19 protein-coding genes are annotated in these 17,720 nt (G+C 68.8%); 11 read left to right on the forward strand and 8 right to left on the reverse strand.

Annotated features, from left to right (window positions below):
• Window positions 1-7: 7 nt before the first annotated feature.
• Genes G4H71_RS06145 through G4H71_RS06155 form a run of 3 tightly spaced genes read right to left on the reverse strand, consistent with a single transcriptional unit; the run spans window position 8 to window position 2,739 of the window.
• Complete coding sequence (locus tag G4H71_RS06145) at window positions 8-868, reverse strand: ABC transporter permease (protein ID WP_072736084.1); 861 nt, start codon at window positions 866-868, stop codon at window positions 8-10.
• Entirely contained in the window at window positions 861-1,667 is an 807-nt protein-coding gene (locus G4H71_RS06150; protein WP_072736085.1) for an ABC transporter ATP-binding protein, read from the reverse strand. Before G4H71_RS06150 ends, G4H71_RS06145 begins: the two co-directional genes overlap by 8 nt.
• A gap of 1 nt (window position 1,668) precedes the next feature.
• Window positions 1,669-2,739, reverse strand: coding sequence for an ABC transporter substrate-binding protein (locus G4H71_RS06155; RefSeq protein ID WP_072736086.1), 1,071 nt, complete (start codon window positions 2,737-2,739; stop codon window positions 1,669-1,671).
• Window positions 2,740-3,061: 322 nt separating this feature from the next.
• Here G4H71_RS06155 and G4H71_RS06160 point away from each other — a divergent pair, with 322 nt between their 5' ends.
• Together G4H71_RS06160 and G4H71_RS06165 are read left to right on the forward strand one after the other, a co-directional pair.
• Window positions 3,062-3,211, forward strand: a complete 150-nt coding sequence (locus G4H71_RS06160; protein ID WP_174561815.1) for a hypothetical protein — start codon at window positions 3,062-3,064, stop codon at window positions 3,209-3,211.
• 95 nt (window positions 3,212-3,306) lie between these two features.
• Window positions 3,307-4,242, forward strand: coding sequence for a sigma-70 family RNA polymerase sigma factor (locus G4H71_RS06165; protein ID WP_072736333.1), 936 nt, complete (start codon window positions 3,307-3,309; stop codon window positions 4,240-4,242).
• On the opposite strand, the gene G4H71_RS06170 is transcribed toward G4H71_RS06165, so the two are convergent.
• Window positions 4,218-4,838 carry a carboxymuconolactone decarboxylase family protein gene (locus G4H71_RS06170; RefSeq protein WP_072736334.1) on the reverse strand — a complete coding sequence of 207 codons (621 nt, stop codon included), beginning with the start codon at window positions 4,836-4,838 and terminating at the stop codon, window positions 4,218-4,220. The two genes, G4H71_RS06165 and G4H71_RS06170, sit on opposite strands and share 25 nt — an antisense overlap.
• A 117-nt stretch (window positions 4,839-4,955) precedes the next feature.
• Between G4H71_RS06170 and G4H71_RS06175 the strand changes: the two genes are divergently transcribed.
• Window positions 4,956-6,146, forward strand: coding sequence for a pyridoxal phosphate-dependent aminotransferase (locus G4H71_RS06175; protein WP_072736088.1), 1,191 nt, complete (start codon window positions 4,956-4,958; stop codon window positions 6,144-6,146).
• Window positions 6,143-7,153, forward strand: coding sequence for an AraC family transcriptional regulator (locus G4H71_RS06180; RefSeq protein WP_072736089.1), 1,011 nt, complete (start codon window positions 6,143-6,145; stop codon window positions 7,151-7,153). Before G4H71_RS06175 ends, G4H71_RS06180 begins: the two co-directional genes overlap by 4 nt.
• A gap of 56 nt (window positions 7,154-7,209) precedes the next feature.
• Here G4H71_RS06180 and G4H71_RS06185 read toward each other — a convergent pair whose 3' ends face one another.
• Window positions 7,210-7,635, reverse strand: coding sequence for a VOC family protein (locus G4H71_RS06185; protein WP_072736090.1), 426 nt, complete (start codon window positions 7,633-7,635; stop codon window positions 7,210-7,212).
• A gap of 115 nt (window positions 7,636-7,750) precedes the next feature.
• On the opposite strand from G4H71_RS06185, the gene G4H71_RS06190 reads away from it, so the two are divergent.
• Both G4H71_RS06190 and G4H71_RS06195 read left to right on the forward strand, forming a co-directional pair.
• On the forward strand, window positions 7,751-8,365 hold the full coding sequence (locus G4H71_RS06190; RefSeq protein ID WP_083342806.1) for a hypothetical protein: 615 nt from the start codon (window positions 7,751-7,753) through the stop codon (window positions 8,363-8,365).
• Window positions 8,366-8,456: 91 nt separating this feature from the next.
• Window positions 8,457-9,893, forward strand: a complete 1,437-nt coding sequence (locus G4H71_RS06195) for a PepSY-associated TM helix domain-containing protein (protein WP_072736091.1) — start codon at window positions 8,457-8,459, stop codon at window positions 9,891-9,893.
• A 93-nt stretch (window positions 9,894-9,986) separates the two neighbouring features.
• Here G4H71_RS06195 and G4H71_RS06200 read toward each other — a convergent pair whose 3' ends face one another.
• A complete protein-coding gene (locus G4H71_RS06200; RefSeq protein ID WP_072736092.1) occupies window positions 9,987-10,616 on the reverse strand; it encodes a LysE family translocator in 630 nt (209 codons plus the stop codon).
• Window positions 10,617-10,948: 332 nt separating this feature from the next.
• Here G4H71_RS06200 and thpD point away from each other — a divergent pair, with 332 nt between their 5' ends.
• The 5 genes from thpD (at window position 10,949) to G4H71_RS06225 (ending at window position 15,106) form a co-directional block, all read left to right on the forward strand.
• Window positions 10,949-11,842, forward strand: a complete 894-nt coding sequence (gene thpD, locus G4H71_RS06205; protein WP_371842120.1) for an ectoine hydroxylase — start codon at window positions 10,949-10,951, stop codon at window positions 11,840-11,842.
• Between the two features lie 207 nt (window positions 11,843-12,049).
• A complete protein-coding gene (locus tag G4H71_RS06210) occupies window positions 12,050-12,679 on the forward strand; it encodes an alpha-ketoglutarate-dependent dioxygenase AlkB (protein WP_072736094.1) in 630 nt (209 codons plus the stop codon).
• A gap of 42 nt (window positions 12,680-12,721) precedes the next feature.
• Window positions 12,722-13,267: a hypothetical protein gene (locus G4H71_RS06215; protein WP_072736095.1), complete on the forward strand. Its 546-nt coding sequence runs from the start codon at window positions 12,722-12,724 to the stop codon at window positions 13,265-13,267.
• An 89-nt stretch (window positions 13,268-13,356) separates the two neighbouring features.
• Window positions 13,357-13,872 (forward strand): copper chaperone PCu(A)C, encoded by a 516-nt coding sequence (locus G4H71_RS06220; protein WP_072736096.1) that lies wholly within the window; start codon window positions 13,357-13,359, stop codon window positions 13,870-13,872.
• Window positions 13,862-15,106: a Dyp-type peroxidase gene (locus G4H71_RS06225; protein ID WP_072736097.1), complete on the forward strand. Its 1,245-nt coding sequence runs from the start codon at window positions 13,862-13,864 to the stop codon at window positions 15,104-15,106. Before G4H71_RS06220 ends, G4H71_RS06225 begins: the two co-directional genes overlap by 11 nt.
• Window positions 15,107-15,149: 43 nt before the next feature.
• On the opposite strand, the gene G4H71_RS06230 is transcribed toward G4H71_RS06225, so the two are convergent.
• Together G4H71_RS06230 and G4H71_RS06235 are read right to left on the reverse strand one after the other, a co-directional pair.
• Window positions 15,150-16,193 carry a purine-nucleoside phosphorylase gene (locus G4H71_RS06230; RefSeq protein ID WP_217631287.1) on the reverse strand — a complete coding sequence of 348 codons (1,044 nt, stop codon included), beginning with the start codon at window positions 16,191-16,193 and terminating at the stop codon, window positions 15,150-15,152.
• A gap of 374 nt (window positions 16,194-16,567) precedes the next feature.
• Window positions 16,568-17,665 carry a 3-deoxy-7-phosphoheptulonate synthase gene (locus G4H71_RS06235; RefSeq protein WP_072736098.1) on the reverse strand — a complete coding sequence of 366 codons (1,098 nt, stop codon included), beginning with the start codon at window positions 17,663-17,665 and terminating at the stop codon, window positions 16,568-16,570.
• Window positions 17,666-17,720: the final 55 nt, after the last annotated feature.

Consider the following 17,720-nt stretch of genomic DNA (forward strand, 5'->3'; position numbering starts at 1 on the left):
GTCTCTTCTAGTTGGTCTCACGCCACCGTGAGAGCCTGCGCTCGATAGTGACGAGGATGGCATTGAGCGTGACCCCGAGAATCGAGATCGCGACGATGCCCGCGTACATGTCGGGGATCTGGAAGTTCAACTGCGAGGCGGTGATCAGGTATCCCAGCCCCGCTTTCGCGCCGACCATCTCGGCGGCGATGAGCACCAGGATGGATGCCGCTGCAGCCATCCGGATACCGGTGAAGATCGTCGGCACCGCGGCGGGCAGCACCACCTTCTGGAACAGCCGCACGGGAGGCAGGCCGAGCGAGGAGGCGGACTTGATGAGCAGGGGGTCGACGGTGCGCACCCCGGAAATGGTGTTCAGCAGGATCGGGAAGGTGCAGGCGAAGATCACCAGCGCGATCTTCGACTCCTCGCCGATGCCGAGGATGAGGACGAACACCGGCAGCAACGCGAGTGCCGCGGTGTTGCGGAACACCTCGAGGATCGGGCTGAGGAACTCCGAGACCGGGCGGTACCACGCGATGGCGATACCGAGCGGAATGGCGATCACGACGGCGATCGAGAATCCGATGACGGCGCGAGTGAGGCTGGCCGACAGGTGTTCCCACAGCTGACCCGAGGACGCGAGACCGAAGAGCGCGTCGATGACGGTACTGAACGGCGGCAGGAAGACCTCGTCGGCGAGCCCGACCCGTGGTGCGAGTTCCCACAAGCCGAGGAACGCCAGGATCGCGATCGAGGGCTTGGTCACCCGCCACAGCGCCGCTCGCGTCGCGGCACCACGGACCACCGGCGGCTCGGGGGCTGCGGTGGCCGGCGTCGGCGAGACCGTGGGCTCTTCGACCGGTGGGGTCGCGAGTGCGCTAGACATGGGCGATCTCCTTCTTCTGGGCGCGCTCGACCTCACCGTGCAGGAGGCTCCAGATGCGGTGGCGGTATTCGCGGAACTGCTCGGAGGAGCGGGTGTCCTCCCCGGAACGATCGATGTCCACGTCGACGAACGTCTTCACCCGGCCGGGACGCGAGGTGAGGACCGCAACCCGCTGTCCGAGGTACACGGCCTCGTCGATTCCGTGCGTGATGAACAGGATCGTCTTGCCGGTCGTCTTCCAGATCCGGAGCAGCTCGTCCTGCAACGACTCCCTGGTCTGTGCGTCGAGCGCGGCGAACGGCTCGTCCATGAGCAGCACCTCGGGGTCGAAGGCGAGGCTGCGCGCGATCGCCACCCGCTGCTTCATCCCCCCGGACAGCTCGTGCGGGTACCGCTCCGCGAACCCGCTCAGCCCGACGAGCTCCAGGTAGTGGTCGGCGATCTCGCGCCGCTCCTTCTTCGGCAGGCCCTTCGCCTCCAGCCCGAACTCGATGTTGTGCCGGGCGGTGCGCCACGGCAACAACGCGTACTGCTGGAAGACGATTCCGCGATCGAGACCGGGACCGGACACGGGGACCCCGTCGAGGAGGATCCGGCCGGTACTCGGCGTCGTCAGCCCACCGAGCAGATCGAGCAGGGTCGACTTTCCGCAGCCGCTGGGGCCGACGAGGACGAGGAACTCCCCCTCGGCGACCCGGATGTCGATGTCCTCGATCGCGGTCAACTGCTCACCGGTGCCACGGATCGGGAAGGTCTTGCTGACGTGCTCGATACTGAGTTTGCTCGTGGTGCCGGTCATCTCAGCCCTCCAGTGCTTCGCCGTCGGGTCCGCTCTCGGGCGAATAGGTTCCGTTGGAGTACGGGTTGTACTCGTTCGTGTAGACGTCGCCGGGGGCGGTGGCACCCGGCTCCAGCTCACCGTTGCGCTCGAGCCAGTCGATCCAGGTCTGGATCTCCTCCTCGGTGATCACTCCACCGGGGCCCGCGACTCCGGGGCTCTTCCAGTACTCGACGAGGTCGGTGTTCTCGTTGCGGCCGCGCTTCTCGATGATCTCCTTGGCACGTTCGATCACCGCTTCCCGTGGCTGGGTCTGTGTCCACCGGATCGCCCGCGCAGTGCCCTGGACGAAGTCGGCGACGGCGTCTTCGTTCTTCGCGATGAAGTCGTCCCGGAACAGGATCGTCCCGTAACTGAACGAACCGAAGAGCGTCTCGTCGGTGAACAGCGGGCGGATGCCGCCGCGCTCGATGGCGCTGTCGCGGAACACACTGCCGAGAGTGCCCACGTCGATCTGGCCCTGGCGCAGTGCCTGCTCGGTGTTGACCGGGGGGACCACGATCAGTTCGACCTGGCGAATCTCGTCGGGGGTCAATCCTTCCCGTTCGAGCCACTCTCGCACCACGAACTCGTGGTGCGCGCCGAGGGTGTTCATGCCGACCTTCTTGCCGATGAGGTCGCGGGCCGAGCGGATCGGGCTGTCCTCGAGGACGTAGTAGCCGTTGAAGGTCTCCTGATCCGACCCGTAGTACGAGATGACCGAGGTGATCGGCGCGCCGCCCGCGGCGAGCTTGAGCACGGCGCCGTTGAACGCCCCGCCGAAGTCGGTCTCTCCAGTCGCGGCGTTCTGAATGCTCTGCGGGCCGCTGGTCTGGTCACCCACCCATTCGAGTTCGACGTTCTCGAAGTAACCGAGGTCCTCGGCCAGCTCGACGAACCCGACCTGGGAGGCGGAACCCTCGTACCGCAGCACGGTCTTGCCGTCCTCGGTCTGGGTGGCTTGTGACTGACCGGAGCAGGCCGCCACCACGCTGGTGGCGGTCAGCAGTGCAGCGGCAGCGGTCAGAGCCCGCGTGAAACGGGTACGAGTCATCGAAATTCTTCCTTGTTTCAGGCCGCGAGAGTCGCGGTCGAGTAGAGCCGAGAGTGTGTGCCGCGAGTCGGGAGGTCGCGGCAGCCGGCGACGAGCCGGAGCGAGATGCGAAAGCTGTCAGCTACGACAGCTGGAACACTGGGGCATGAGCAGACTCCCGGGGCGTGGTGTGGTCGCAAAAACATACGTCCGGCCCCGAGGAGAGTCGACATTTCTCGCACTCGGGATTTTTAAGGCACACCAGCAGGTCCCGCAGGTCCGTGAGGAATCCGAACATCGCGTGGCGAACGACGCGGGACCACTCGTCCGCGAGGATGACGCGATGACTCTGCCGCACCGGACCGCCCGCGGTTGGAACATCCTCGATGTTCTCCGGGATCGACTCGGGTCACTGGGAGTTCCGGTGCTCGGAGGATTGATGATCGGGCACAACGGGATCGGGCAGACGGTGCTCCCGATCAGGACGCCGTGACGCTCGGTGCCGACGCCGTCCTGGACACCTACACCGGAACGCTGACGGCGCGGCACGCGAATGTCGCATCGCGCGTTCGCTTGTACACTCCGATCGTGGCCTCCACCGACGTCGTCGACGACTTCGAGACACACCGCAGGCATCTGCTCGCCGTCGCCTACCGCCTGACCGGCAGCGTGACCGATGCCGAGGACGCCGTGCAGGAATCGTGGCTGCGCCTCGATCACGCCGACGTCCGTGAGATCCGCGATCTGCGCGCCTGGCTGACCACCGTGGTGGGCCGAATCTGCCTCGACCACCTGCGCTCGGCCGCCGTGCGCCGGGAACGCTATGTGGGGCAGTGGCTTCCGGAGCCGATCGTCACCGACGTGAATCCCTCGTCCCGCCCCGATCCGCTCGAGACGCTCGTCCAGGACGAGGACGCGCGGATGGCCGCCATGGTCGTGCTCGACACGATGAGCCCGCAGCAGCGCATCGCGTTCGTACTCCACGACGGATTCTCCGTGCCCTTCGACGAGATCTCCGCGATCCTGGGCGTGGAGACGGCCACGGCACGCCAGCTCGCGTCCCGTGGCCGGCGTGCCGCCGCGGCCGCACCCCCACCGGTGTCCGCGGACCAGCACGCCGAAGCGGTCCTGCGCCTGGTCGAGGCAATGGCCACCGGCGACATCGACCGCATCGTCGCCACGCTCGATCCGGATGTGGTGATGGTCGGAGACGCGGACGGAAAGACCGGCACGGCGATCAACGTGATCCGGGGACCGGAGAAGTTCGCACGATTCTTCCTCGGACTGGTGCGCCGCTACGGGTGGGAGGCACTACTGGCCACCCGCACACCGGTCCTGGTCAACGGTCGCCTCGGCTTCTACGGAGAGAGGGCCGACGGCGACGGCACCCACCCGCCGGTCGCGCCGCGGGTGAGTGCCTATGCCGTTCGGGACGGCCGGGTGTGCGCCGCCTACGACGTCGCGAACCCGGACAAGTTCCACGGCATCGTGCTCGGCGGTCAGCGCCCGTTCGACGCGTCCTGACCTGTCACCGCCGCCGTCTCGACGGGCTCGTCCACAGCCCACGGCACCCGGCAGGAATCCGTGCTGAAACCCTGGTCGGTGATCCCGAGCGCCGAGTTCGTCCGGGCCCGCTGGTTCTCGAGGCCGATCTGGAAGCTCAACTCGACCACGCCCGCGTGTCCGAACCGGTCGACCAGATCCTGCACCTGCTCGTCGGTGACCTCGATCGGCGTCGCGGTCATGGCGTCGGCGTAGGCGATGGCGGCACGCTCGTCGTCGCTGTACCTCGGAGAGGTCGCGTAGTCACCGATGTCCTTCAACCGATCGATGTCGAGGCCGTCGAGGCGCTGCAACATCGTCCCGAAATCGACGCACCACGAGCAGCCGACGGTCCAGGCGACCCGGTACACCGCGATCTCCCGGATGTTCGCCGGAAGCACCGTCGACGCCTTCTCCGCGGCCGTCTCCGCCACCGCCGACGCGACGAGGAGCCGTGGATGGTGCGCGACCACGGCAAACGGTTCCGGAACCTCCCCGAACCGACGGGCTGCTGCCTTGTAGGCGAGCCTGACGAACCGATTCGCTTCCTGCGGTGGCACTCCTGCGATGCGAGCCATGATGTCCTCCCACTGTCGAGGCGACTTCTTCGCCGTACGATTCGTGGACGAGACAGCCCCACCGAACGTGACACGGCCGAGTCCCACCGGCTCCCACACACCCGCTACGCTGCAGTAATGCCCGCAACGCGCCGAAACCGGACGACGGTCGCGCGCCTGCGCCCGTTCACGTCCACCATTTTCGCAGAGATGACCGGGCTCGCGACGGAACACGACGCGATCAACCTCGGGCAGGGCTTCCCCGACACCGACGGCCCGGCCTCGATGCTCGAGGCCGCGCGGACTGCCATCTCCGACGGGGTCAACCAGTACGCCCCGGGCCCGGGCACACCCGAGCTGCGCCGGGCCGTCGCGGCCGACCGTGCCCGGCGATACGGCGTCGAGTACGACCCGGAGGGCGAGGTCCTCGTCACCGTGGGCGCCACCGAAGCGATCACCGCCGCGATCGTCGGTCTGGTCGAACCCGGCGAGGAAGTCCTGCTGATCGAGCCCTACTACGATTCCTACGCCGCGGCCGTCGCGATGGCCGGCGCGACGCGCACCACCGCATCGATGCGGGTGGACGGCGACGGATTCGCCCTCGACCTCGACGGACTGCGGTCGGCGGTCACTCCCCGGACGTCGATGATCGTGCTCAACACCCCGCACAATCCCACCGGAGCCGTGCTCACCGACGCCGAACTGCACGCGGTCGCCGACCTCGCCCGCGAGCACGACCTGCTGGTGCTCAGTGACGAGGTCTACGAACATCTCGTCTTCGACGGCGGGGTGCACACGCCGATCGCGACCCTTCCCGGCATGGCCGAGCGCACGGTCACGGTCTCCAGCGCGGGAAAGATGTTCAACGTCACCGGGTGGAAGATCGGTTGGGCGTGCGGCCCGTCGGAACTGATCGCGGGGGTGCGGGCGGCGAAACAGTTCCTGTCCTTCACCGCGGGTGCGCCGCTGCAACCGGCCGTCGCCCACGCTCTCGAGCACGAATCCGCGTGGGTGCTGGGCCTTCGGGACGATCTGCAGCGCAAACGCGACCTGTTGCGGACCGCGCTCACCGACGCGGGGTTCGCGGTGTGCCACGGCGGGGGCACCTACTTCCTCTGCGCCGACATCACTGGGCTGGGCGCCCACGACGGCGTCGAGTTCTGCCGCGAACTGCCCGCACGCATCGGCGTCGCCGCCGTCCCGATCAGCGTGTTCACCGACCACCCCGAGGACTGGAACCACCTGGTGCGCTTCGCATTCTGCAAACAGGACCACATCCTCGCGGAAGCTGCCCGTCGCCTCGGCACCCTGGGGGCGTCCGCGCCGTGACCGACCGCATCATCCCGTCGGACTTCGTACGTCGCTCGGTGGAGCTGTCGCACCGCGAGGGCTCGGTGGATCTGACTCCCGCGGTGCGCGCCGCGGGTATCACCCCGGAGGAGATGGCCGATCCCCTGTACCGGCTCACTCCGTCGCAGGTGACCGCATTCGTCCAGGCCACCTGGCAGATCACCGACGACGAACTGTTCGGGCTGGCCCCCGCGCCGGTGCCCCGCGGAACGTTCCGGATGGTCTGCCTGACGCTCATCCACACTCCCGACCTCGGCTCGGCCCTCGAGCGGATGTCCGACGTCCTGCGGGCACTGCCGACCCTCGCGCCGCTGCGGATCGAGCGCGGTTCGGCCACCACCCGGGTGTCGATCGAACTGCGCGACGCGAGCGAACGGCCCAGCGACGAGACGCGGGTGATCACGGACTTCCTGTTGATCCTGCTACACCGGTTCGCCGCGTGGCTGGTGGGCAAGCGGGTGCGCCTGCTGGCCGTGGATCTCCCCTATCCCCAGCCGTCACAGGCGATGCTCGCCGAGAACTACGACCACATCTTCGGCGTGCCGGTGACGTTCGGTGCCGACGTCCCCGCGCTCGAGATCGACAACGCGGTGTTGCGTGCCCCGATCATCCAGACCGAGGAGTCCCTCGAGGAGTATCTCCGCGAATCACCGACGCTGCTGCTGTCCGAGCGGGACTACGACAGCACCGCGTCGGCGCAGGTCCGGCGCGTTCTCGAGCTCGGGGTGAAGGGCCGTACGTCCACCGCCGAGGAGATCGCGTCCATGCTCTCGATCAGCGTTCCGCACCTGCGGCGACTGCTCCGCCAGGACGGTACGTCACTCAATCAGTTGCGGGAGGAGGTGCTGCGCGACGCCGCGATCGCCGGACTACGCCGTGGCGAGAGCGTCGACGAGTTGTCCGGCAGACTCGGATTCTCGGAACCGAGCGCGTTCCGCCGCGCCTTCAAACGGTGGACGGGCAGCACGCCGAGTACCTACCGCTGACGCAGCGGCACTGCCGACACTGCAGCGGCGTGACACTGCGGGGGTGACACCCACGCTCAGGTGACGCAGAACTCGTTGCCCTCCGGATCGGCCATCGTGACCCATTCGAACGGGCCCTGGCTGTCCCGGTACAGCACCGAGGCACCGGCCTGCTCCAGCGTGCGCGCCACCTCCTCGCGCCGATCCCCCGCTCGGATGTCGAGGTGCATGCGGTTCTTCACCGTCTTGCCCTCCGGCACCAGCTGGAACAGGACGCGGGGCCGGCCGGGGTGCACCGGATCCGAGATGGCGGCACCGACCTTCCACACCAGCACGCCGTCGAACACCGTCGTGTCGGACTCCTGCGCCCGACCCGCCTCGACCAGACCGCGGATGAAGTCCTCGTTGCTGGGCTCGACTTCCCACTCCAGCGCCCGTGCCCACCATTTCGCCTGCGTATGGGGGTCTGCCGCGTCGACCGTGACCTGAAATTCGTATCCCATGCACCGACGCTACCGCCGGCCCCCGACAGCCCTCCCCCTTCTCCCGCAACACCCCCACCTCCTCCGGATGCTGCTCGGTGCGGCGCCCGGGCAGGGGGCCGGTACTGTGTGCCGGGTGAAACGGAGCTCGGTGGGCACCGCGCGCCCCTCGGGCACGGCGCGGTCGCACGCCTCCGGCACGGCGCAGTCGCGCGCCTCCGGCACGGCACCGCTGCGTGGTGGCCTCGTCGGCTCCGTGTCCGGCGCGTTGAGCATCGCCGCCCACGGCATCGGCGGTGGGCACGCCGCCGCCATGTCCACGAACTCGCTGGCCCTGCTGGTCGCCGCGTGCGGCGCCGTCGGTGCGATCGCCGGGTCGGCGCGCACCGGGCACCGGCTCCTGCACATGGCAGCCCTGCTTCTCGCCGGTCAAGGTGCCGGCCACGTCAGTCTGTCGCTCACCTCGGGGCACGATCCACTGTCCTCCCTCACTCCCGCAATGACGACCGCGCACGTGCTGGCCGCCGTCGTCGCAGCGGCCGCGATCGCGGCCGCCGAACGTGGTGGACGACGCGCCCTCGCCCGCCTGCGCCGGCTCCGCCCGGCCCTCCTCGTCGTCGCCTCACCGGACGAGACACCGCGCTCCGCTCCGGATTTCACCTACCACCCGCGTGTCGTCCTCCGGCTGCTCGCCGGCTCGGGCGCCGGAACCCGGGGCCCACCCTCGCGTCTGGCCCTCGCCCTCACGTAGCGACGCGGACGACGCGCCGCTGCGTCGTCCTCTCCTGTGCCCACCTCACGGTGTGCAGAGGCATTCCCTCGTGAGCAGAATCGAGATCCCCATGTCCCAGACTGCGCTCGACCGCGCACTTCCCCCGGAAGATGCCGATCCTCCCCGCCCCGAACCGGCTCGCCTGCGGCCGCTCGCGCTGCGGTTGCACTTCTACGCCGGCCTGCTCGTCGCCCCGTTCCTGCTGATCGCGACGATCAGCGGCGGCCTGTACGCCGTCGCCCCCACTCTCGAGCAGTTCGTCTACCGCGATCTGCTCACCACCGCGCACACCGGAAGCGCCCTACCGGTTTCCGACCAGATCACCGCCGCCGAGCAGGCGAGGCCCGACCTCGGCGTCGTCGGTGTGCGCCCTGCACCCGAACCCGGAGACACCACCCGCGTGCTCTTCGCCGATCCGGCTCTCGGCGAGTCCGAGAAGCGCGCCGTGTTCGTCGACCCGTCGACCGCGGAGGTACTCGGTGAATCCACCGTGTACGGCAGCAGCAGCGCACTGCCGATGCGGACGTGGATCAGCCAGTTGCACCGCAACCTGCACCTGGGCGAGCCGGGCCGGATCTACAGCGAACTCGCCGCGTCCTGGTTGTGGGTGATCGCCCTCGGCGGCCTGTACCTGTGGGTCGGGCGGTACCTGCGGACGCGGGCACGCAATCCCGAACGTGCCCACCTGCTGACGCCGGATCGCGGTGCCACCGGGCGTCGGCGCACTCTCGGCTGGCACGGCGCGGTCGGCGCATGGATCGCGGTGGGGCTGGTGTTCCTCTCCGCCACCGGCCTGACCTGGTCGAAGTATGCAGGCGACAACATCGGCGAGGTCCGCCAGTCACTGAACTGGACCACCCCGTCCGTCTCGACTGTGCTCGGGGACGCGCCGGCGGATCACGGCAGCGGCGGCGGCCACGACGGCCACGGCACCGCGGCGCCCGTCACGGCCGACGTCGATCCCGCTGCCGTCGACCGGGTACTCGATGCCGGCCGGGCGGAGGGCCTTCGTTCCGCCGTGGAGGTCACGTTCCCGGCGACGTCGGAGGCGGCCTTCGTCGTGTCCGAGGTGCGGCAGCCGTGGGTGTTCTCCAACGACTCGGTGGCGGTGGACGGGGCAACCGGCGAGGTCACGGACGTCTCACGATTCGCGCAGTGGCCCTTCGCGGCCCAGTTGACGTCCTGGGCGATCCAGCTGCACATGGGCTTGCTGTTCGGCCTGGTCAGTCAACTCGCTCTCCTGGCCCTGGCGGTGGCGCTCGGCACGGTCGTCGTGCGCGGCTACGTGCTGTGGTGGCGCCGCCGACCGACCCGGACCGGGTCCCGTCCGTTCGGCTCGCCGCCGCGGCGCGGCACACTCCGGCGGCTGCATCCCGCCGCGCTCGTGTCCGCGGCCGTCGTTGCGGCCTTGGTCGGCTGGTTCGTGCCGCTCCTGGGTATCAGCCTCGCGGCCTTCCTGGTGATCGACACGGTGATCGGCGTCCTCCGCCGCCCCCGCACCCCTTAGCTCCCGATCCCGCCCGCTCCCCCTCTGGGTGAAGGGACCATTCGACCGATCTGACGGGTCGAATGGTCCTTTCACCCAGGGAGAGTGGGGGGATCACACCGGGCGGGATCGGTCCAGTGCAAGCCACACCGACATACCGCCCAGAGCCGATCCCGTCGTCCAACGCGCCGCCCGACCCGAACCCCCGCCGACGACACGGGAGAGCGAGCCGGCAGCGAGGACGACGATCGCGTTGACCGTCAGCGCCACCACGATCTGGATGCCGCCGAGCAGCAGGCTCTGCACCCACACCGCCCCGGAATCCGGTGTCACGAACTGCGGGATCAGGGCGACGTACATGAGCGCGATCTTCGGGTTCGCGAGGTTCGTCGCCAGGCCCATCGCGAACAACCTGCGATCGGACTCGCCGCCGGGAGCCGGCGTGAGAGTCGACGCCGATCCCCCACGGAACGTCCGCCACGCCAGCCACGCGAGGTAGGCGACGCCGGCCGTCTTCACCGCCGTGTACAGCTGCGGTACCGCCGCGAACACGGCCGAGACACCGAGGGTGGCAGCCAACAGATAGCACGCGAAGCCCGCCGCGACCCCGGCCAACGACACGAGGCCGGCCCGGCGCCCGTGTGCCAGGCTCCGTGAGATCAGATAGATCATGTTCGGCCCCGGGGTGAGCACCATTCCCAGAGCGATCACCGCCACCGCGGACACCGCCGTCACTTCCACCATTGCCCCACCGTCACAGCACATCCGGCGTTCGTCGCGGTCCAGTTGCGCACGGCTGGACGGACCCGGTCCTCGCGCGGCGGGCGCACCCACGCACGCTCGGCTACGATCTGCGAACCGTCGTGCCCGGACAGCGCCGTGGGGCCCACTTCTCTCCGCCAGGGGGAAACATGTTCGACACGCGCACCGTCCACGTCCCCGCTGGTCCCCCGCTCGGACCCGGAGAGCCCGCCGCATCGAGCCCGTCGAAGGGTTTGCATTCGGGGACGACCAGTGAGAACGTCGAAGTACGTACACGTCGTCGAGTCCGAAAGGGTGAAACACGAGATATGCGTATGACGGCCGTAGCCGACAACTACCCGACCAGGGGCCGCTCCGAATGCACCAGCACGATCCGACGGGATCCCACCGTCTGGGGCGATGCCAGGAACGGGCCACTGAACAAGGACGAGGTTGCCGCCTACGAGCGCAACGGGTTCCATTCCGTGGAGACCATCGTCCCCCCACACGACGTCTTCCGTCTGGTCGACGAGATGCACAGGCTCGCAGGGGCCGACGAACTCCGTGGTGACGACAGGGTCGTCCGCGAGAACGGTACCGGTGACGTCCGTTCCGTGTTCGACGTCCACCAGCTCAGCCCGGTCGTGGACGAGATCGTGCGTCGGCCCGAGGTGGTCGGAATGGCCCGCCAGGTGCTGGGATCCGACGTCTACATCCATCAGTCCCGGCTCAACTACAAGCCCGGTTTCAGCGGTGGCCCCTTCTACTGGCACTCCGATTTCGAGACCTGGCACGCCGAGGACGGGATGCCCACCCCACGGGCCGCGAGCATCTCGATAGCGCTCACCGAAAACTACGGCTACAACGGCGGATTGATGATCATGCCGGGCTCGCACAAGGCGTGGGTGTCGTGCCCGGGCGAGACGCCGGAGAACTACTACAAGGAATCGCTCGTCGTGGACGTACCGCCCACGGGCTCACCGGACCACGCGATGCTCACCCGGATGGCGAACGAATACGGCATCGAGACGATGACCGGGCATGCGGGCTCGGCAACCCTGTTCGACTCCAACTGCATGCACGGATCGAACGGCAACATCACCCCGTTCTCCCGCTCGAACCTGTTCATCGTGTTCAACAGCGTGGAGAACACCCTCCAGGAGCCGTTCGCGGCACCGGCGCCGCGTCCGTCCTACCTCGGCAGCCGCGATTTCACGCCCGTGAACTGAACGATCACACCTGAACCGAACCATCACGCCGGATCACCGAACACCCGGCCCCGGTGGAGCATCGGCGTCGTCCCCGCCTCACGGCGAGGGCGGCGCCGATGCTCGTCTCCCCGCGGGGACGATCGTGCCGGGGGCGGCCACCGGGACGGCATGCCGACTGCAGGAATAGTGCGAACACACGTTCGATGATCGCGTATCCTGGAGGTCGTGAACGGATTGCAGGCCTCCCTGTTCGACGATGCGGCGTACGGCACGACGCTGGGTCGGCTCGGCCCCACGGTGCGACGCCGGGCGCTCACGGCGGGCGCCTGGGTGGACGTGCGCCCGGGTTGGCTCACGGGATCCGATGCACTGTTCGATCGGCTCGCCGGCGAGGTGCCGTGGCAATCCGAACGCCGCCGGATGTACGACCGGGTGGTGGACGTGCCCCGGCTGGTCTGCTTCTACCCCGAGGGCGCGGAGCTTCCGGACTCGGTACTGGAGGCGACACGTGAGGCGCTGAGCAGCCACTATCGCCACGAACTCGGCGAGAACTTCGCGACGGCCGGGCTCTGCTGGTACCGGGACGGGCAGGACAGCGTCGCCTGGCACGGCGACGACACCGGGCGCAGTCGCACGGAGGACACGATGGTGGCGATCCTCTCGCTCGGGGCGGCGCGCCCGCTGCTGCTGCGACCGAAGGGCGGCGGCCCGTCGATCCGGTACACCGTCGGCCACGGCGATCTCCTGGTGATGGGAGGCTCCTGCCAGCGCACCTGGGAGCACGCCGTCCCGAAGACCACCAGGCCGGTCGGCCCACGGATCAGCGTGCAGTTCCGCACGCGCGGGGTGCGCTGACCCGGGATCTACTATCGCAAGTAGTAGTTGTAGGGTGACGCCATGGGCTCACGGCAGTCGGGCATCGCGCAGAGGCGCGCGGCTGTCGGCCGTCTCCGGGGCGCCGCGGTCGCGGCGTTCTCCGGCCTGGTGAGTATCGCCGCGCACACCGCGGCCGGTGGGTCCGCTCCGGACGAGTCCTCGATCGTGTTGCTCGTCGCCGCCTGCGCCGCGTTCGGCGCGATGCTCTCGGTGGTGCGCACGGACTCCGATGCCCTACTCCTCGTCCCGGCACTGGCCGGTGGACAGTTCCTCGGACACGGCGTGCTCACGCTGAGTGCCGGACACGCCCACGGGGCGACCGCGACGTTCACCCCGGCGATGCTGTCCGCACACGCCGCCGCCACGCTCGTCTGTGCCGTCGCGATCGGTGCTGCGTCGCACACGCTGGGTGTGCGCCGATTCCGGCGCCTGCTCCCCACCCGTTTCCTGCCCGCGGTGGATACGTGCTCGGCCATCGCGCCGACGACACCGGCCCACCGGCGACTCACTCACTGGCTACTGGTCCGCACCACCGGCGGGACCCGTGCCCCGCCCGTCCTCGCCTGAACAGACCTACTCCCCCGGCTCACCGGCACTCCGGTGAGTTCTGTTCCCGCTGCCGTGAATTCGGCAGCGGTACGACGAAGGACCATGTGATGACCTCCAAGTACTTCCGCACGTCCGCCCTGGGCGTCGCGATCCTCGCCGGTGTCGCCCTCGCCGGATGCGGCACCGACTCCGACCCCCAGGAGAACACCGCACGCGCTGCCGACGCGATCACGGTCGCGGCCCCCTGGGTCAAGGCCGCCGAAACCGGGATGACCGGCGCATTCGCAGATTTCACCAATACCGGTGACCGGGACATCCGCATCGTGGCCGTCGACAGCCCGGCCTCTGCTCGCGGTGAGTTGCACGAGATGGCCACCGGCGACGCAGGCACACCGGTGATGCGGGAAGTCGAAGACGGCTTCCTCGTACCCACCGGCGACACCCGGTCCCTCGAGCCCGGTGCCGACCACATCATGCTCATGGAACTGACGGCTCCCCTGATCGCCGGTTCGGACACCGACATCACGGTGACGTTCGACGACGGCTCCTCGACCACCTTCTCCGCCCAGGTGCGCGACTTCGCGGGCAATCGGGAGGAGTACGCACCAGGTCATGGGAACTGACGGCGTGCCGGCACGTACCGGATTCAGCAGAAGGACGATTCTCGGAGGTGGTGCCGTCGCACTCGGTGCGGCCGGCCTCGGCTGGGGCACCGCGACCGCGACGAATCACGGCACGGACGGGCCGGCGGGTTCGCAGACCGAGCCGTTCCACGGCATCCACCAGGCGGGGATCGCCACGGCACCACAGGCATACGCCGCGTTCGTGGGCCTCGACCTCGCCGAGGGTGCGGACCGCGAGCGCGTCACCGGGATCATGAAGGTGTGGACCGAGGACGCCGTTCGGCTGACCCGCGGCAGCCCGGCGCTCACCGACACCGAACCTGAACTCGCCCGTCTCCCGGCCCGGCTCACGGTCACGGTCGGGTTCGGGCCGGGGGTGTTCGACGCCGTCGGACGGCGGGATCGGGCGCCGGAGTGGTTGCGGCCGCTGCCGGCCTATCCGACGATCGACCGGCTCGACCCCGCCTGGGGACAGACCGATCTGTTGGTGCAGATCTGCTCGGACGATCCGGTCACGGTCGCCCACGCCCTGCGGGAGTTGGTGAAGAACGTACGCACCCTGGTCCATGTGCGCTGGGTGCAGCGCGGGTTCCGCCGCGCTCGCGGCACCGAGAACCCGGGACACACCATGCGTAATCTCATGGGACAGGTCGACGGCACCGAGAATTTGCGCCCCGACGGCGATTTCGATCGGCTCGTCTGGGACGACGGCGCAGCGCACCCCTGGCTCGCCGGGGGCACATCCCTGGTGCTGCGTCGGATCCGGATGGAACTGGACACGTGGGACGAACTCGACCGTCCGGGAAGAGAACTCACGATGGGCCGCAACCTCGCCAACGGGGCGCCGCTCACCGGAACCGACGAGTTCGACACCCCGGACCTGACGGCGAGGGATCAGTTCGGGATCCCGGTGATTCCGCCGGGATCCCATGTGGCACGGTCCCGGTTCACCCACGAGGGCGAACGGTTCTTCCGTCGCGCGTACAACTACGACGACGCCCCCACGGGCCCGTCGACTCCCGGCGAGTTGTCGAACAGCGGACTGATCTTCGCCGCGTTCCAGCGGGACATCGACAGTCAGTATCTGCCGGTGCAACAGCGCCTGGCCGATCACGACGCCCTCAACGAGTGGACGACCCCGATCGGGTCGGCCGTGTACGCGATCCCACCGGGCGTCGCGGAGGGTGACTACGCAGCGGGTGACTACCTGGGAAGAACGCTCCTCGAGAACTGAGAGCGTCCGGCCCGCCGGGTATATCCGGCGGGCCGGACGTTCGTCACTCGGCGGTCGGCACCCCGTCGCGCCACTGATCCCACGCCGAAATGATCTCGTCGGCGAATGTCGACGAGACGAGGTAGGCGTTCCGCGTCGCTATCGGAAGTCCACCCGACTCGGCCTCGATCGACTCGACGGCGGACTGGCCCGGATACTCCCTGTCGAAGTTGGAGCCCGCCCGCAGAACGGCCACTCGGTCGAGGTCGATCAACCCCGCATCCGCCCCGCGGGTCAGAGCGGTGAGGACGGCGTTGTCCTCCATCTGGGTGGTGCAGTAGGTAGCCCGGCCCTCGGTGAGCAGTCCGACCCAGTTGCCGACGTCCTGCGCCATGAGGGAACCGTGCCAGTAGGTGTCAGCCGACTGCGTGTCACACACGCTCACGAACGGTGCCGACGACGCCGCCTGCTGAGGGTAGTGCGCCCGATAGGCCGCCGCGGTCTCGTTGTCGGTGAGATCCACGTCCCGGGTGGCCGCGAATGCGGCATCGACCAGGTCCGGATTCAGCTCGTAGACTTCCGTTCCCGCACCCCACCCCGGCGAATCACCCGGCTGCGATGTCCCCAGCGCGAAGACATTGGACGCCCAGTCCTCGGGGCTCTGTCGCTGGTCGATCTCGTGGCGAAGACCCGCGTCGACGACGTACTCCGCCCAGTGCGCGGATCCGAGGGTTCCGTGCTCGGGATCGACGCCGGCGATCCCCGAAACGACGAAGTACGTGTTCGTCAGGTCGAATCGGTCGCTGGCGACCAGTGCCGCCACCGAACTCGCGGCGTTCGCGTAGCCCATAGCGGTGGTGACCATGCACAGGTCGTCACCGTCGCACGCGACGGTGGGAAATTCCGCCGACAACCCGGGAACGGCGATCTCCGTGGTCAGTGGTCGATCGTCGAGCCACGGCTGAGCTTCGGCGCCGAAGAGCGTGACGGCCAGGACTTTCGGGCTGATTCGGTCCGGCGCGTCGGCGGGCGCGGCGGCGCCCGACGAGCAGGCGACGACGCTCGTCCCGGCCACGACACCGACAACGAGGGCGAGGGGTTTCTTCACGCGATACACGGTTGTGCACTCTCCTGTGCGATTCGGCAGGTGCTGCTCGGATGTCTCCCGTGGGTACACGGGAGGGACCGCGGGACGAGATGTCCGCGCGGCTGTGCTGCGATTCCGAGCAGCCGCTAGCGACCGTGAGCGATCTGGCCTTTCGGCCATGCCGTCGCGTGGGCGTGGGACCGGAGATCGGCCCGGTACGCCCCGGCGAGTGACAACACGTGTTCCCCTCCGAGGTCGGTGTCCACGTCTCGGCGAGGCGGACTCGGCCCCTATTGATAACCGAGGGAGGTTATCGACGTGTGGACGCAGGTTGCGCCGACGTAAAGGACCACGACCTGTCCGGCGGCGGCGCGAGGCCGCCGCCGAACCCACCCCTACCGGGCGCGCCGGTTCACGACGGCCGCCGCGAGCCGATCCAGCTGGGCCTCCGTGGTGGCCCAGTCGATGCAGGCGTCGGTGATGGACTTGCCGTACTCCAGCTCGTCCGAGTGTCCGAGGGTCAGGTTCTGACGACCGGCTTCGAGGAAGCTCTCGAGCATCAACCCGACGATGCCCTCTTCGCCACCCTCGATCCGGGCGGCGACGTCGGTGACCACGTCCACCTGCTTGTTGTGATCCTTACGGCTGTTGCCGTGGCTGGCGTCGATGACGACCCGCTCGGGCAGGCCGGCCTTCGCGAGCCGTGCGTTCGTGTCGGCGACGGTCCCGGCGTCGTAGTTGGGGCCGTCGGTGCCACCCCGGAGGATCACGTGGCAGTCCGGGTTGCCCGTGGTGCGGATCAGCGCTGCCTGGCCGTCCAGGTCGGTGCCCGGGAAGACGTGGCTGGCGGCCGCCGCACGAGTGCCGTCGACAGCCACCTGCACGTCTCCGTCGGTGCCGTTCTTGATACCGACGGGCATGGACAGCGCGCTCGAGAGCTGGCGGTGCACCTGGCTCGCCGCCGTGCGCGCGCCGATCGCGCCGTACGTCGTGAGGTCCGCGATGTACTGCGGGATGATCGGGTCCAGGAACTCGCAGGCGGTCGGCAAGCCGAGCCCGGCGATGTCGAGGAGGAGCTTGCGGCCGATCCGCAGGCCCGTGTTGATGTCGAACGTGCCGTCCAGGTGGGGATCGTTGAGGAGGCCCTTCCACCCCAGGGTGGTGCGCGGCTTCTCGAAGTAGACGCGCATCACCACGAGCAGGTCGTCGCGGACCTCGTCGGCCTTCGCGGCGAGGCGCCGGGCGTAGTCCATCGCGGCCACCGGATCGTGTACCGAGCACGGGCCGACCACGACCAGCAGCCGATCGTCGGTCCCGTTCAGGACGTCGACGGCGGCGCCACGACCGGTCCGCACCGTGGCGGAGGCGACGTCGTCGGGCGCGAACTCGGTGCGCACCACGGAGGGGGCGACGAGGGGGCTGATGCTCACCGTGCGCTGGTCGTCGAGGCGCGCAGCGTCGGCGCGAGAATGGTGATCGAGGCTGGCAGTCATGATTCTCTCTCGGTGTCGTGGTCTGTATCAGTCCGACCCGACATGAGATGGAAAC

Origin of the sequence: Rhodococcus triatomae, assembly GCF_014217785.1 — a bacterium.
GTDB lineage: Bacteria > Actinomycetota > Actinomycetes > Mycobacteriales > Mycobacteriaceae > Rhodococcus_F > Rhodococcus_F triatomae.